Origin of the sequence: Tersicoccus solisilvae (assembly GCF_014643255.1) — a bacterium.
Taxonomy (GTDB): Bacteria; Actinomycetota; Actinomycetes; order Actinomycetales; family Micrococcaceae; genus Tersicoccus; species Tersicoccus solisilvae.
Genome location: NZ_BMJI01000033.1, coordinates 1 through 14,656, shown reverse-complemented (window position 1 = coordinate 14,656; position 14,656 = coordinate 1). Strand labels below are relative to the sequence as shown.

13 protein-coding genes are annotated in these 14,656 nt (G+C 73.0%); 2 read left to right on the top strand and 11 right to left on the bottom strand.

Going from position 1 to position 14,656, the window contains the following annotated elements; all coding sequences use genetic code 11:
- Nucleotides 1-101 precede the first annotated feature (101 nt).
- From IEX22_RS15030 to rpsO, 3 genes are all read right to left on the bottom strand, one after another.
- Nucleotides 102-1,421, bottom strand: a complete 1,320-nt coding sequence (locus IEX22_RS15030) for a M16 family metallopeptidase (RefSeq protein ID WP_188669213.1) — start codon at nt 1,419-1,421, stop codon at nt 102-104.
- A 140-nt stretch (nt 1,422-1,561) separates the two neighbouring features.
- Entirely contained in the window at nt 1,562-3,829 is a 2,268-nt protein-coding gene (locus IEX22_RS15025) for a polyribonucleotide nucleotidyltransferase (protein ID WP_188669215.1), read from the bottom strand.
- A 320-nt stretch (nt 3,830-4,149) separates the two neighbouring features.
- Nucleotides 4,150-4,419 carry a 30S ribosomal protein S15 gene (gene rpsO, locus IEX22_RS15020; protein ID WP_188669212.1) on the bottom strand — a complete coding sequence of 90 codons (270 nt, stop codon included), beginning with the start codon at nt 4,417-4,419 and terminating at the stop codon, nt 4,150-4,152.
- 351 nt (nt 4,420-4,770) lie between these two features.
- Between rpsO and IEX22_RS15015 the strand changes: the two genes are divergently transcribed.
- Nucleotides 4,771-5,946 carry a ScyD/ScyE family protein gene (locus IEX22_RS15015; RefSeq protein ID WP_188669211.1) on the top strand — a complete coding sequence of 392 codons (1,176 nt, stop codon included), beginning with the start codon at nt 4,771-4,773 and terminating at the stop codon, nt 5,944-5,946.
- A 33-nt stretch (nt 5,947-5,979) separates the two neighbouring features.
- On the opposite strand, the gene IEX22_RS15010 is transcribed toward IEX22_RS15015, so the two are convergent.
- Genes IEX22_RS15010 through truB form a run of 6 tightly spaced genes read right to left on the bottom strand, consistent with a single transcriptional unit; the run spans nt 5,980 to nt 10,145 of the window.
- Complete coding sequence (locus tag IEX22_RS15010; RefSeq protein ID WP_188669210.1) at nt 5,980-7,005, bottom strand: bifunctional riboflavin kinase/FAD synthetase; 1,026 nt, start codon at nt 7,003-7,005, stop codon at nt 5,980-5,982.
- 47 nt (nt 7,006-7,052) lie between these two features.
- Nucleotides 7,053-7,682, bottom strand: a complete 630-nt coding sequence (locus IEX22_RS15005) for a DUF4345 domain-containing protein (RefSeq protein ID WP_188669209.1) — start codon at nt 7,680-7,682, stop codon at nt 7,053-7,055.
- A gap of 55 nt (nt 7,683-7,737) precedes the next feature.
- Complete coding sequence (locus tag IEX22_RS15000; RefSeq protein WP_188669208.1) at nt 7,738-8,322, bottom strand: GNAT family N-acetyltransferase; 585 nt, start codon at nt 8,320-8,322, stop codon at nt 7,738-7,740.
- Complete coding sequence (locus tag IEX22_RS14995) at nt 8,315-8,770, bottom strand: hypothetical protein (RefSeq protein WP_229660088.1); 456 nt, start codon at nt 8,768-8,770, stop codon at nt 8,315-8,317. The genes IEX22_RS15000 and IEX22_RS14995 overlap by 8 nt, the downstream gene beginning before the upstream one ends.
- Nucleotides 8,767-9,135, bottom strand: coding sequence for a hypothetical protein (locus IEX22_RS14990; protein WP_188669207.1), 369 nt, complete (start codon nt 9,133-9,135; stop codon nt 8,767-8,769). Before IEX22_RS14990 ends, IEX22_RS14995 begins: the two co-directional genes overlap by 4 nt.
- Entirely contained in the window at nt 9,132-10,145 is a 1,014-nt protein-coding gene (gene truB / locus IEX22_RS14985) for a tRNA pseudouridine(55) synthase TruB (protein ID WP_188669206.1), read from the bottom strand. The genes IEX22_RS14990 and truB overlap by 4 nt, the downstream gene beginning before the upstream one ends.
- A 63-nt stretch (nt 10,146-10,208) precedes the next feature.
- Here truB and IEX22_RS14980 point away from each other — a divergent pair, with 63 nt between their 5' ends.
- On the top strand, nt 10,209-11,351 hold the full coding sequence (locus IEX22_RS14980) for a pyridoxal phosphate-dependent aminotransferase (protein ID WP_188669205.1): 1,143 nt from the start codon (nt 10,209-10,211) through the stop codon (nt 11,349-11,351).
- 133 nt (nt 11,352-11,484) lie between these two features.
- On the opposite strand, the gene rbfA is transcribed toward IEX22_RS14980, so the two are convergent.
- Together rbfA and infB are read right to left on the bottom strand one after the other, a co-directional pair.
- Nucleotides 11,485-11,931 (bottom strand): 30S ribosome-binding factor RbfA, encoded by a 447-nt coding sequence (gene rbfA, locus IEX22_RS14975; RefSeq protein ID WP_188669204.1) that lies wholly within the window; start codon nt 11,929-11,931, stop codon nt 11,485-11,487.
- Between the two features lie 101 nt (nt 11,932-12,032).
- The coding region (infB, locus tag IEX22_RS14970) for a translation initiation factor IF-2 (protein WP_188669203.1) at nt 12,033-14,656 on the bottom strand (2,624 nt) is incomplete at its 5' end.

Sequence of the window (14,656 nt, the reverse complement as noted above, 5' to 3'; positions counted from 1 at the left end):
ACCATGGATGTCCGACGTCGACAGGCGACCCAACCCACATGTTTCTCCCGCTCCACGCGGGCCGCAAGGCCCCAGCCCGCTATTGACGAGCTGGCGCCGGGTCAGAGGCCGAACGTCTCGTTCTCCTCGAAGGGGCCGACGACCACGGTGCTGCGCGGTCCGGAGGCCAGCGACCTGGCCAGCTCGGTGACCTGGGCGCTGGTCACCCGCTGCACCCGGTCGAGGGACTCGTCCAGGTCGATGAACCGGCCGTGGACCAGTTCGGCCCGGCCCAGCCGGGACATCCGCGAGGCGGTGTCCTCCAGGCCGAGCACCAGGCCGCCGCGCAGCTGTCCCTTCGCCCGGTCCAGCTCGTCGGCGTCCAGCCCGCTCTCGGCCAGGCGCGCCAGCTCGGACTCGAGCAGTCCACGGACCTCCGCGACGCGTGCCGGCGAGCACCCGGCGTACAGGCCGACGTACCCGGCGTCGGCGTAGCCGGCGGCGAACGAGTACGTGGAGTAGGCGAGCCCGCGCTTCTCGCGGATCTCCTGGAACAGCCGGGACGACATCCCGCCGCCGAGCGCGGCGTTGAGCACGCTGAGCGCGAACCGGCGCTCGTCGGTGGCGTTCAGGCCCGCGGTGCCGAGGATGATGTTGGCCTGCTCGACCGGTCGCTGCACCACCAGCAGGTCGGTGGTCGGCGTGATGACGGCGGGCGTCTCGGGACGCCGGGACACCGGCACCGCGTCCGGCTCCAGTTCCCAGCCCGACCGGCGCAGCGCCGCCAGGACCAGGGCGCACACGGCGTCGTGGTCGAGGCTGCCGGCGGCGGTGACGACCAGCTCGTCCGGCCGGTAGTGACGCCGGTAGTGGGCGGCCACCGCCGCCCGGCCCACGCTGCGGATGATCTCCGGGGTGCCGCCGATCGGCCGGCCCAGCGGGTGGTCGCCCAGGACGGCCTCGGCGAACCGCTCGTGCGCGACGTCGGCGGGGTCGTCGCTGGCCATCGCCAGCTCCTCGAGGATGACGGTGCGTTCCTGCTCCAGCTCGTCCGGGTCCAGCGAGGCGGAGGTGACCATGTCGGCCATCGTGTCGATGGCCATCGGCAGGTGCTCGTCGAGCACGTGCGCGTAGTAGCAGGTGCTCTCCTTCGCCGTCGCGGCGTTGGACTCCCCGCCGACGGCGTCGAACGCCGCGGCGATGTCCAGGGCCGACCGGGTCGGGGTGCCCTTGAACAGCAGGTGCTCGAGGAAGTGGGTGGACCCGTACTCGCCGGCCGCCTCGTCGCGGGAGCCGACGGCGATCCAGAACCCGACGGTGACGGCGCGCTGGCCGGGCATCGCCTCGGTCAGCACCCGGACCCCGCCGGGCAGGACGGAGCGGCGGACGGGCGAGTCGGGGGCGGTGGGCCAGCCGGTCGCCGCGGTCGTGGGGGTGGTCATGCGTCGCTCCTTCGAAGGACGAGCAAGGGGTGGTCGGGAGCGATCTCCCGCGGAAGACGGCAGGAGGCCCGCCGCACGTGGCGGCGGGCCCCCTGGCGGTGCCTGTCAGGCGGTGTCCCGGATCCGGGACGTGGGGCGGATCAGCCCTCGGCCGGAGCCTCGGCGTGGACCCGCTCGCCGGCATCGCCGGCACCGGTGTCCGCGTCGTCGACCACGGGGGCCAGCGACAGCTTGCCGCGGTCGTCGACCTTGGTGATCTCGACCTGGACCTTCTGCCCGACACCGACGACGTCGTCGACGTTGTCGACCCGCTTGCCCCCGGACAGCTTGCGCAGCTCGGAGATGTGCAGCAGACCGTCCTTGCCGGGGGTCAGGGAGACGAACGCACCGAACGTCGTGGTCTTGACCACGGTGCCCAGGTAGCGCTCCCCCACCTCGGGGACCTGCGGGTTGGCGATCGCGTTGATCGCCGACCGCGCGGCCTCGGCGGACGGGCCGTCGGTGGCGCCGATGTACACGGTGCCGTCGTCCTCGATGGAGATGTCCGTGCCGGTGTCGTCCTGGATCTGGTTGATCATCTTGCCCTTGGGCCCGATGACCTCGCCGATCTTGTCGACCGGGACGCGAACGCTGATCACGCGGGGCGCGAACTCGCTCATCTCGTCCGGGCCGTCGATCGCGGCGGCGAGGACGCTGAGGATGTGCAGGCGCGCCTCGCGAGCCTGCTTCAGGGCCGCGGCCAGCACCGAGGCGGGAATGCCGTCCAGCTTGGTGTCGAGCTGGATCGCGGTGACGAACTCGCTCGTGCCGGCGACCTTGAAGTCCATGTCGCCGAACGCGTCCTCGGCGCCGAGGATGTCGGTCAGGGCCGCGTAGCGGGTCTCGCCGTCGACCTGGTCGGAGACCAGGCCCATGGCGATGCCGGCGACCGGGGCGCGCAGCGGCACACCGGCGTTCAGCAGCGACAGGGTCGAGGCGCACACGGAGCCCATCGACGTCGAACCGTTGGAGCCGAGCGCCTCGGACACCTGACGGATCGCGTAGGGGAACTCCTCGCGGGACGGCAGCACCGGCACGATGGCGCGCTCGGCGAGGGCGCCGTGCCCGATCTCGCGCCGCTTGGGCGAGCCGACCCGGCCGGTCTCCCCGACGGAGAACGGCGGGAAGTTGTAGTTGTGCATGTACCGCTTGTGCTTGACGGGCGACAGCGAGTCGATCTGCTGCTCCATCTTGAGCATGTTCAGCGTGGTGACACCCAGGATCTGGGTCTCGCCGCGCTCGAAGATCGCGGAACCGTGCACGCGCGGCAGCACCTCGACCTCGGCCGTCAGGGCCCGGATGTCGGTCAGGCCGCGGCCGTCGATGCGGACCTGCTCGCGCAGGATCCGCTGCCGGACGACCTTCTTGGTCAGGGCGTTGAACGCGCCGGCGACCTCCTTGCCGCGACCGGCGAACCGGCCGCCCTCGCCCGCGAGGCGGGCGACGGTGGACTGGATCAGCTCGTCCGAGGCGGCCTCGCGCTCCTGCTTGGCGGCGATCGCGAACACGCGGGCGACGTCGTCGGACGCCTCCTCGGCGACGACGTCGTACACGTCCTGCTCGTAGTCCTTGAAGATCGGCAGCTCGATGGCCGGCTTCTGGGCGCGCTGCGCCAGGTCGGACTGCGCGTCGCACAGGGCGCGGATGAACGGCTTCGCCGCCTCCAGACCCTCGGCGACGGTGTCCTCGGTCGGAGCCGGGGCGCCCTGCTCCTTGATCAGCGTCCACGCGTTGTCGGTCGCCTCGGCCTCGACCATCATGATGGCGACGTCATCGGAGACGATCCGGCCCGCGACGACCATCGAGAAGACGGCGTTCTCCAACTCGGAGTGCTTCGGGAAGGCCACCCACTGGGCACCGCCGGAACCGTCGGTCACCAGCGCGACGCGGACGCCGCCGATCGGGCCGGAGAACGGGGCACCGGTCAGCTGGGTGGACATGGACGCGGCGTTGATCGCCACGGCGTCGTACAGCTCGTCCGGGTTCACGGCCATCACCGTGATGACGACCTGGACCTCATTGCGCAGCCCCTTGGTGAACGCGGGGCGCAGCGGGCGGTCGATCAGGCGGCAGGCCAGGATCGCGTCGGTGCTGGGCCGGCCTTCACGCCGGAAGAACGAACCGGGGATGCGGCCGGCGGCGTACATCCGCTCCTCCACGTCCACGGTCAGGGGGAAGAAATCGAAGCCCTCGCGCGGCGACTTGCCGATCGCGGTGGCGGACAGCAGCGCGGTGTCCTCGTCGATGTAGACCATCGCCGATCCGGCGGCCTGCTGGGCCAGCCGACCGGTCTCGAAGCGGACCGTGCGCTTGCCGTAGCGGCCGTTGTCGATGACGGCCTCGGCGTACTTGATCTCGGGACCCTCCATGAAGAAGGTCACCTCCGTTTCTGTGATCGTGGCCGCGCCGCCGGCACGCGGGGAGAACCGCGCGTGTGGCACCCGGTCTTCGATCGAGACCCCCGGGGCTGGTCCGCGTCGCGAGGACGCGGGGCCCGGAGATCACTACCGAGGACCGCAGCTGCCGTCCGGGGCGCTGGCCGGGGTGTGTTTCGGGTCCTCTCCGGACCGGGGACCGGTGCGGACGAGGAACGGGAAAGGCGGCCGACACCGGTGACCGTCCGACGGGAATCCGTCGGACGGGGCACGCTGGTGTCCAGCCGCCTTCCAGTGTATCGGTGCGGACGCGCTCAGCGGCGCAGGCCGAGCCGTTCGATCAGGGACCGGTACCGGGTGATGTCGGTGTCGTGCAGGTAGGTCAGCAGCCGGCGACGGCGGCCGACCAGGGCCATCAGACCACGACGGGTGTGGTGGTCGTGCTTGTGCACCTTCAGGTGTTCGGTCAGGTCCCGGATCCGCTGGGACAGCAGAGCCACCTGGACCTCCGGCGAACCGGTGTCGCCCTCGGCGGTGGCGTAATCGCTCATGATCTGCTGCTTGGTGGCGGCATCGAGTGCCATGGGTAACTCCTTCGAGTCAGTACCGTGTCAGGATCGGTGCCGCCCACGGACCGGGACGACACCGAGCGGTGTTGTCCGACCCGGCGTCCGATCGGGCCGAGGACGACGAGGGAACGGCAACCACGGACTGCAGCCGGACCCAGCGTTCGAGTCTATCAGGGTCCCGGACCGTCCCATGGACAGGGCCGGTGCGGCCGTCTACCCTGTGTGCTGTTCAGCGAACCCACCGATGGTGGTGGGAGTGCGCGCCGCCGCCGATGCACAGCCATGCCGCCGACGGTGCCAGGTCCGCTGCGGGGGGACCACGTGGCTCGTCGCCCGGTCTCGTCGTCACTCGCCATCGGAGTCACCATGCGCCGGACCCTCATCACCCTGTGCACCGCTCTCACCCTGACCCTCGCCGGAGTCGGCGCGGCCGCGCCCGCTCAGGGCGCCTCCCGCGGCCCCGCCCCCGGGACGCCCGCGCCCGTCGCGGGCGGCCTCTCGTTCCCCCTCTCGGTCGCCGCCGACACCGCGCGGCCGGGCTCCGTGCTGGTCACCCAGGACGCCGGCGTCACACCGGACTTCATCAGTTCCCTGAACCGGGTGACCCGCCAGGGCACCGTGGCGACCGTCCACCGCGGCGCCGCCGGGGCCGAGGTCGGCGGCGTCTCCAGTCGCTGGGGGCTCACGTTCTTCGCCGAGACCACGGGAGCCGGGTCCGGGGACCCGGCCGCGCCCAGCGGGCTGATCAAGGTCGTGCTGCCCGGCGGGTCCGTGCGCACGCTCGCCGACGTCGCCACCCACGAGGAGACCACCAACCCGGACGGGCGCGTGCAGTACGGCTTCGCGGGCCTGCCCGCCGGCTGCGCGGAGCAGCTGCCCGCCGAGGTCGGCCCGGCCACCTACACCGGTCAGGTCGACTCCCACGCCTACGCCACGGAACTGGGTTTCGGCGAGGTGTACGTCGCCGACGCCGGCGGCAACGACGTCGTCGCCGTCAACCCCCTGCGCGGAACGGTACGCACCGTCGCGGTGCTGCCGGCCCAGTCGGTGGCGGTGACGGCCGACGTCGCGGCCGGCCTCGGCCTGCCGGCCTGCGCCGTCGGCTCGACCTACCGGTTCGAGTCCGTGCCCACGGACGTCCGGGTGGGTCCGGACCACTGGCTGTACGTGTCCGTGCTCCCCGGCGGGCCGGAGGGTCCGCAGCTCGGCGCCCGCGGCGCGGTGTACCGGATCAACCCGTGGGCGGGACGGTGGCAGCGCCCCCAGCTCGTCGCCACCGGACTGGTCTCCCCGACCGGCCTGGCGTTCGGCCCCCGCGGCGACCTCTACGTGGCCGAGCTGTTCGCCGATCGGGTCTCGGTGCTGCGGGCCGGTGCCCTGCGCGGCCGGACCCCGGCGACCCCGGTGCCCGTGCTGACCGTGAACAACCCCGCGGACGTCTCGATCAGCGGCCGGACGCTGTACGTCACGGCCAACGCGGTGCCCGACGAGACGACCCCGCCGAACACCGGTCAGGTGCTCTCCGTCGCCCTGCGGGGCTGAGCCGGTCCCCCGGCCGACCCGCTGGACGCCCGGTCACGCCCGCTGGGCGTGACCGGGCGTCGGCGCGTCCTGCAGCAGGGTGCGGGTGGCGTCGATGTCCAGGCGCATCTGCTCGATCAGGGCGTCCACCCCGGCGTAGGCGACCATGCCGCGGAGCCGTTCGATGAACTCGACGGCGACCCTCTGGCCGTAGAGGTCGAACACGTCGACCTCCTCGCCGGCGGGCCGGTCGATGACGTGCGCCTCGACCTGACGGCTGACGCCCTCGAACGTCGGGTTGGAGCCCACCGAGATGGCGGCCGGCCACCGCTCGCCCCGCTCGTCGATCAGCCAGCCCGCGTACACGCCGTCGGCCGGGATGTACCCCACGGCGTCCGCGTCGAGGTTCGCGGTGGGGAACCCCAGCGCCCGGCCCCGGGCCGCACCGTGCACCACCAGGCCGCGGACCCGGTGCGGACGGCCGAGCACGGTCGCGGCGGTGCGCACGTCGCCCTCGTCGAGCGCCTCCCGGATCCAGGTCGACGAACCGCGCCGCTCGTGGAGCCCGCCGGCGGGGTGCTCCGGGTCGTCGGGATCGCCGACCCCGAACTGGTACTCCTCGATCACGGTCACCGCGAAGCCGTGGACGGCGCCGAGCCGTTCCATCTCCTCCCGGTCCCCCGCGTTGTCCCGGCCCCAGCGCACGTCGTGCCCGACGACCACCGCCTGCGCGCCGAGCGTGTCGAGGAAGACGCCGGTGACGAAGTCCTCGGCCGTGGTCCGGGCCAGCTCGGCCGTGTAGTGCATGACGAGCACGGCGTCGACGCCGAGGCCGGCCAGTGCCTCGATCCGGTCCGCCAGCCCCATGATCAGGGTGGGCGCGCTCTCCGGGCGGTGCACGGTGGCCGGGTGGGGGTCGAAGGTGACGACGACGGCGGGCACGGCCCGGTCGCGGGCCTGGCGGACGAGCTCGGCGATCACCTGCTGGTGGCCGCGGTGGACACCGTCGAAATTGCCGATGGTCACCACGCTCGGCCCGAAACCGGCGGGCACCGCGGCGACATCAGGGAAGTACTGCACGGATCAGGATCTCCTTCGGGCGCCGGCGCGCGGCCGGCGCGGGGTCATCAGCGGCCGGCGACCAGCGACCGCTTCAGGTCCACGGTCTTCGTGATCCACCGGTGCCACACGAGCAGCGCCGCGGGGAACGCCAGCTCGACGATCATCAGCACGATCATCAGCCAGTGCGGGGTCCCGCCGACGATCGCCCACGAGATCACGCGGCCGACGCCGCCGAAGAACACCATCATGCACACGAGCCACAGCACCTCGACCCACCGGAACTTCACGGCGATCGCGATGAACGCGGCGCCGACCCCGATCTCCAGGGCCGCGAAGAACCGGAACTGGCTCTCCAGGGTGGGTTCGAAGGGCCCCGTCGAGGCGTTCGGCAGCCCGTGGGTGCCGGTGATGAGGAAGTAGGCGCCGACCGCGGCCAGCACGACGCCGACGGCGATGACGACGGCACGGAACGTGCCCCAGTCCGAACCGGGCCGGGTGGCCGAGGGCTGCTTCCCGCGGCCGCGCCCGCCGGTGTCCCGGCCCGGGCGCTCGCCCGCGCTGGCCGGTGCGCCGGTTCCGGCCGCCGGGGTCGCGGTTCCGTCGGGGGTCCCGGGGCGGGTCCCGGAGCGGCCGGGCGCGGGTGTGCCGGGCCGCGGCTGGTCGGCGGATGCGGGACGGGGGTGGTTCTCACTCACGCTGCTGCCTCGATTCGTGGTGACGATGTCGGGTGAGGTGGTCGAACGGGTCTGGTCACAGTTTCTCACGCGGCTCGGGACCGCCGGTGCGGGCGCTCAGGCCGAGCAGCCAGACGTCGACCGGCTCCCCGCGCAGGGCGGCGAACCCGGGCAGCTCGGCGTGGAGGGTGAACCCGAGGCGACGGGCCAGAGCGAGGCTGGCCACGTTGCCCACGAAGGCCTGCCAGTAGAGGGTGCGCAGGCCCAGTCCCTCCACCGCGTAGTCGATCAGCAGCCGGCAGGCGGCGGTGCCCACGCCGCGACCGCGCGCGGCGGGGCCGATGTTGACGCCGACGTCGGCGGTGGTGGCCCGGAACGCGTGCAGCCCGACGGTGCCGAGCAGGACGTCGTCGGCCGGGTCGGCCACGGCGAACACGTGGCCGCTGCCCTCCCGCCAGCCGTCCGGAACCGTCCGGCGCAGGAACGTCAGGGCGTCGTCCTCGGTGTAGTCCAGCGGCACGGGGACGAACCGGCGCGCCTGCTCGTCACGGCAGTTCTCGACCAGGGCGGGCACGTCGTCCTCCCGCAGGGGACGGAGCCGCACGGTCTCGCCCTCGATCAGGGGCACCACCGCGACGGGCCGCAGGGACGTCTCAGGCACCGGTCCCCCGCCGGCCGCCGGCCGCGCGCGCACCGGCGAGCACCCGCCCGGGCCGGTTCCGGAACAGCCACCACAGGCCGACGACCGGCAGCACGAGCGGCACGAAGCCGTAACCGCGGCCGAACACCGACCACACGGTGTCGTGCGGCAGGGCGGTCGGATCCAGCACGCTGAGCAGCCCGACGACGACGACGCCGGCCAGTTCGATGCTCACGGCCACCACGGCGGCGGTCCACGAGCCGGGCCGGCGCGAGGCCAGGCACACGGTTGCGACGATGTAGACCGCCGCGGCGAAGGCGGAGAGCGCGTACGCCAGCGGGGCGTCGCCGAACTTCGTGGCGATCTGGAACGCGGCGCGCGCCGAGGCGGCGAGGGCGAAGATCGCGTAGACCGCGATGATGAGGCGGCCCGGGCCGGACGCCTTCGCGGTCGAGGGTCTCTCGTTCACAGGCCGGCCTGTCCTTCCCAGATCTGCAGCATGCGGGCCATCATGACGAACACCGTGAAGCCGACGGCGGCCAGCACGAGCGTGGACCAGCGGGTCCGTTCGATCAGCGACCAGTAGACGGCCGCGGGCGGGATCAGGGCCGCCGTGACGAGATAGCCCCAGAACTCCCACGCCGCGCCGCGCGGTCCCGCCCCGGTCACCGAGCCGATCAGCGCGGCCACGACGACCACGAGCAGCACCACCTCGACGGCGAGCACGGAGAACACGGTCAGGTTGTCGGGGATGCGGCCGCGGATGCCCTCGACCAGGCAGACGGCGGTCGAGATCAGGCCCACGACGGTGGTCAGCCAGAACAGCACGCTCATCGCCGGGGCTGCTCCGTCGGATCGGGCTTCCCCAGCTGATCGGGCTGCTCCGCCGGCGCCCCCTGCGGCTGGACCAGGACGAGCGCGGGACGCGCCGACCGGCCGTCGTCCTGCAGCACCGCGGCGAGCGTGCCGTCCTGCGCGCGGGCCGCCACCGTCCCGGTCACGGGGCCGGGCGCGAGCCGGCGGCCGTGCGCCAGTTGGGCGACCTCGGCCGCGTCGACCGTACGGCTGGGCAGCACGGCGGCCGCGGCGTCGCCCGCGTCGATCAGGGGCAGTCCCCCGTCGCGTTCCCGATCCCGCTCGAGCTGGTCGAGGGTCACGGTGTCCTCGATCCGGAACGGCCCGACGGCGAGTCGACGCAGCCGGGTCAGGTGGCCGCCGGTGCCGAGCGCGGTCCCGAGGTCCCGGGCGAGCGCCCGCACGTAGGTGCCCGACGAGCAGTCCACCTCGACATCGACGTCGAGGACGGGCACGCTGTCCCCCGCGGGACCGTCGACCGCCGCGGTCGCCTCCCGCAGGGCCTCGACGGTGAACCGGGAGACCGTGACCGGCCGGGCGGCCAGGGTGACGTCCTCGCCGTCGCGGACCCGCTTGTACGCCCGTTGGCCGTCGACCTTGATGGCACTGACGGCGCTGGGCACCTGGAGGATGTCGCCGGTCAGGGCCGCGACACCGCCGCGGACGGCGGCCGCGGTGACGCCGGCGGCCCCGGCGGAGACGGTCACGTCGCCCTCGGCGTCGTCGGTCACCGTCGCCTGGCCCAGCCGGATGGTCGCGGCGTAGGTCTTGGGAGCGCCGACGACGTAGGTCAGCAGCTTGGTGGCCCGGTTGATCCCGAGCACGAGCACCCCGGTGGCCAGGGGGTCGAGGGTGCCGGCGTGGCCGACCCGCCGGGTGCCGGCGAGGCGGCGCATGCGGCCGACGACGTCGTGGCTGGTCCAGCCCGCCGGCTTGTCCACCAGCACGAATCCGTCGCGGGATTCGCGGGGGTCTCCGGGCGCTGGCACGCAGACGATCCTACCGCCCGATCGAACGCCACCGATCCGCGGGCGCCGCCCTACACTGACGGCATGCCCCACCTGGCCGACCACGTGCGCACCGTCCCGCCGAACCAGATCCGCGAGATCACGCAGGCCGCCTGGGCCACCGGCGACGCCGTCGTCCTGTCCATCGGCGAACCGGGGTTCCCGACCGATCCGCACGTGCTGCGCGCGGCCATCGACACCTACGAGCGGGACGAGACGTCCTACACGCCCAACGCGGGCCTGCCGGCCCTGCGGCAGGCGTTCGCCGACCGGGTGAACGCGCACCAGGGGCTGCGCCTGGACGCCTCCCGCGTGTACGTGGTGACGGGCGCCCAGCAGGGCCTGCACCTGGCGATGAGCCTCACGCTGGACGCCGGTGACGAGGTGCTGGTGCCGGACCCGGGCTACCCGACGTTCGGGATGACGGCGGCGCTGGTGCACGCGGTGCCGGTCCCGTACCGGCTGCGGCCGGAGGACGGCTTCGCGCCGCGGGTGGCGGACCTGGCCGGCCTCGTCACCCCGGCGACGCGGGCCATCGTGCTGAACTCGCCGTCGAACCCGCTGGGGGCCGTCTTCGATCCGGCAACGGTGCGGGCGCTGATGGAGTTCGCCGTCGAGCACGACCTGTGGGTGATCTCCGACGAGTGCTACGAGGCGTTCACCTACGACGGGGTCGAGCACGTGAGCCCGCTGCGGTACGACACGGATCACCGGGTGATCGCCTCGCACACCCTGTCCAAGACGTACGGGCTGACCGGGCTGCGGATCGGGGCGCTCGTCGTGCCGCCGGGCCTGGCGCCGCGCATCGACCCGGTGATGGAGGCGATCGTCTCCTGCGTCAACCCGGCGGTGCAGCACGCGGCCGTCGCGGCCCTGACCGGCCCGCAGCACTACATCGACGCCGCCCGCTCGCACTACCGGGCGAATCGGGACGAGTCGCAGCGGCTGCTGGCCGCAAAGGGGTACCCGTTCCTGCCGGCCGCGGGAGCGTTCTACCTCTGGGTGGACGTCGGTGCCGTCAGCGGCGGCGACGTCCGGGCGTGGTGCCACCGGCTGCTGGCCGAGCGCCGGGTCGCCCTGGCCCCGGGGACGGCGTTCGGGGCGAGCGGCGAGGGCTGGGTGCGGGTGGCCCTGTGCGGGTCGACCGACGACCTCGTCGAAGGCCTCTCCCGCCTGCCGACCCCCTGACACGACCTCCCGACACCGGGGCAGACACAGCGCCAGCTCGTCAATAGATGTCGCCGAGGGCCCGATTCCGGGCTGGATGCGACATCTATTGACGAGCTGGCGTCAGGGGGCTGGCGTCAGGGAGCTGGACGGGTCAGCGGTCGGCGTCGTCCTCGTCGTCCTCGGCCGGCTTGCGATACGGGTCCTCCTCGCCCGCGTACGCGGCGCCGGAGGCCTGGGCGGCCAGCTCGGCGTCGCGCTCCCGGGCGGTGCGCAGCAGGTCCTCCACATGGGACGCGTTGACCGGCACCTCGTCGGCGACGAACGTCAGCGTCGGGGTGAGTCGGGCCGTGATGTTCTTCCCGACCTCGGCGCGGAGCACGCCCTTCGCCGACTCGAGCGCGGCACGCGTGGACGCCTGCTGCTCCTCCTCACCGAACACCGTGTAGTAGACGGTCGCGTGCTGCAGGTCGTTGGTCACCCGGCAGTCGGTGATCGTGATGAAGCCGAGCCGGGGGTCCTTGACCCTCCGCTCCAGCGCCTGCGCGACGATGACCTTGATCCGGTCGCCGAGCCGGGCGGCCCGTGCTGCGTCGGCCATGGTGTTCTCTCCTTCTGAGTGACCTGACGGGGGACGGACGACGGCGCACCGTTCCCGCACCGGTGGGGTGCGGGAACGGTGCGCCGTCGGATCGAGAACGATCAGACGCGCGGCTTCTCGCGCATCTCGAAGGTCTCGATGACGTCCTCTTCCTTGACGTCGTTGAACGAGCCCAGGCCGATACCGCACTCGAAGCCCTCGCGGACCTCGGTGGCGTCGTCCTTGAACCGGCGCAGCGACTCGATGGTGAGGTTGTCGCCGACGACGGTGCCGTTGCGCAGCACGCGGGCCTTGGTGTTGCGGCGGATGGTCCCGCTGCGCACCAGCGAGCCGGCGATGTTGCCGAACTTGGAGGAGCGGAACACCTCGCGCACCTCGGCGGTGCCGAGCTGCACCTCCTCGTACTCCGGCTTGAGCATGCCCTTGAGGGCGAGCTCGATGTCGTCGATCGCGGCGTAGATGACCGAGTAGAAGCGCATGTCCACGCCCTCGCGCTCGGCCAGTTCGGTGACCCGCTCGGCCGGCTTGACGTTGAACCCGATGATGATCGCGTTGTCCACGGTCGCCAGGTTGACGTCGTTCTGCGTGATCGCGCCGACACCGCGGTGGATGACCCGCAGCTGGACGTCGTCGTCGCCCACATCGATCTTGAGCAGCGCGTCCTCCAGCGCCTCGACGGCACCGGACACGTCGCCCTTGAGGATGAGGTTGAGGGTGTCGATCTTGCCCTCGGCCACGGCCTTGTCGAAGTCCTCGAGGCTGATCCGCTTGCGGCGCTTGGCCAGCTGAGCGTTGCGCTCGGCGGCCTCCCGCTTCTCGGCGATCTGCCGGGCGGTGCGCTCGTCGTCGGTGACCAGGAAGCTGTCACCGGCGCGCGGCACCGAGGAGAGGCCGAGCACCTGGACCGGCCGCGACGGCGTCGCCGCGTCGACCTGTTCGCCGTCGTCGCCGAACATCGCCCGGACACGGCCGTGAGCCGTGCCGGCGACGATGGTGTCGCCGACGTGCAGGGTGCCGGAGTTGACCAGGACGGTCGCGACGGCACCACGGCCACGGTCGAGGTTGGCCTCGATCGCGACGCCGCGCGCGTCCTTGTCCGGGTTGGCCCGCAGGTCCAGCGCCGCGTCCGCGGTCAGCAGGACGGCCTCGAGCAGCGCGTCGATGTTCAGGTTCTGCCGGGCGGAGACGTCGACGAACATGGTGTCGCCGCCGTACTCCTCGGGCACCAGACCGTACTCGGTGAGCTGACCGCGGATCTTGTCCGGGTTCGCGCCCTCCTTGTCGATCTTGTTGACGGCGACGACGATCGGCACCCCGGCGGCCTGGGCGTGGTTGAGCGCCTCGACCGTCTGCGGCATCACGCCGTCGTCCGCGGCCACGACCAGCACCGCGATGTCGGTGACCTTCGCGCCACGGGCACGCATGGCGGTGAACGCCTCGTGGCCCGGGGTGTCGATGAAGGTGATCGCCCGGTCGACGCCCTCGTGCTCGTGGTGCACCTGGTACGCGCCGATGTGCTGGGTGATGCCGCCGGACTCGCCGGAGACGACGTCCGAGTGGCGGATCGCGTCCAGCAGGCGGGTCTTGCCGTGGTCGACGTGACCCATGACGGTGACCACCGGCGGACGGGCCTGCAGCTCGTCGTCGCCCTCGGCCTCGAGCTCCGCGTCCAGGTCGATGTCGAAGGAGTCGAGCAGCTCGCGCTCCTCGTCCTCCGGGGAGACGATCTGGATCTTGTAGCCGAGCTCGTCACCGAGCAGCGTGAACGTGTCCTCGTCGAGGGACTGGGTGGCCGTGGCCATCTCCCCGAGGTGGAAGAGCACGGTCACCAGCGAGGCGGGGTTCGCCTCGATCTTCTCGGCGAAGTCGGTCAGCGAGGCGCCACGGCGCAGCCGCAGGATCGTCGAGCCGTCGCCCCGGCGGACGGAGACGCCGCCCACCGAGGGAGCCTGCATCTGCTCCAGCTCGGCCCGCTTCGCGCGCTTCGACTTGCGCTGCTTGCCACGGTTGGCACCACCCTTGCCGAAGGCGCCCTGCGTGCCGCCGCGGCCGCGGCCGCCCTTGCCGAAACCGCCGCCGGCGGGACCCGAACCGGGACCGCCACCGGGGCCGCGACGGGCACCGGCGCCGGCACCGGCACCGGGACGACCGGCCGCACCCGGGCGCTCGGTGGAGCGTTTGGGCATCATGGCCGGGTTGGGGCGCGGACCACCGGTGCCACCGGGACGCGGGGCACCCGGGCGGGGACCGCCGGGGCCCGCGGTGCCACCCGGACGCGGCGCACCCGGACGGGGGCCACCGGCACCGGCCGGCGGGCGCGGACCCGCCGCACCGGCGGCGCCACCACGGCTGCCTCCGGGGCGCGGCATGCCCTGCGAGGACGCGAACGGGTTGTTGCCCGGACGCGCGCCCTGGCGCGGCATGCCCTGCGAGGGAGCGAAGGGGTTGTTGCCCGGGCGCGGGGCGCCGGGGCGGGGACCGGGCTTCTGGCCCGGCGCGGGCGCCTGACGGCGAGCGTCGTCACGGCGTCCGTCGTCGCCGCGCGAGTCGTCGCGACGGGCCGGGGTCTCCGGCATCGGACCGGGACGGGCACTGGTCGGGGTCGCCGAGCTCGGGCGGGCGTCGCTGTCGGCCTCGACCCGCGGAGCGGGGGACGGCGCGGCGGGTGACGGGGTCGCCCGGGGGGCGGGGGCGGCGTCCGCGGCCGGGGCCTGCTCCGATGCTG

Bases quoted from the DNA above. Each gene is read 5' to 3' on its own strand.
- IEX22_RS15030 (WP_188669213.1), bottom strand. From the start codon at position 1,421: ATGACCACCCCCACGACCGCGGCGACCGGCTGGCCCACCGCCCCCGAC.
- IEX22_RS15025 (WP_188669215.1), bottom strand. From the start codon at position 3,829: ATGGAGGGTCCCGAGATCAAGTACGCCGAGGCCGTCATCGACAACGGC.
- rpsO (WP_188669212.1), bottom strand. From the start codon at position 4,419: ATGGCACTCGATGCCGCCACCAAGCAGCAGATCATGAGCGATTACGCC.
- IEX22_RS15015 (WP_188669211.1), top strand. From the start codon at position 4,771: ATGCGCCGGACCCTCATCACCCTGTGCACCGCTCTCACCCTGACCCTC.
- IEX22_RS14990 (WP_188669207.1), bottom strand. From the start codon at position 9,135: ATGAGCGTGCTGTTCTGGCTGACCACCGTCGTGGGCCTGATCTCGACC.
- IEX22_RS14980 (WP_188669205.1), top strand. From the start codon at position 10,209: ATGCCCCACCTGGCCGACCACGTGCGCACCGTCCCGCCGAACCAGATC.
- rbfA (WP_188669204.1), bottom strand. From the start codon at position 11,931: ATGGCCGACGCAGCACGGGCCGCCCGGCTCGGCGACCGGATCAAGGTC.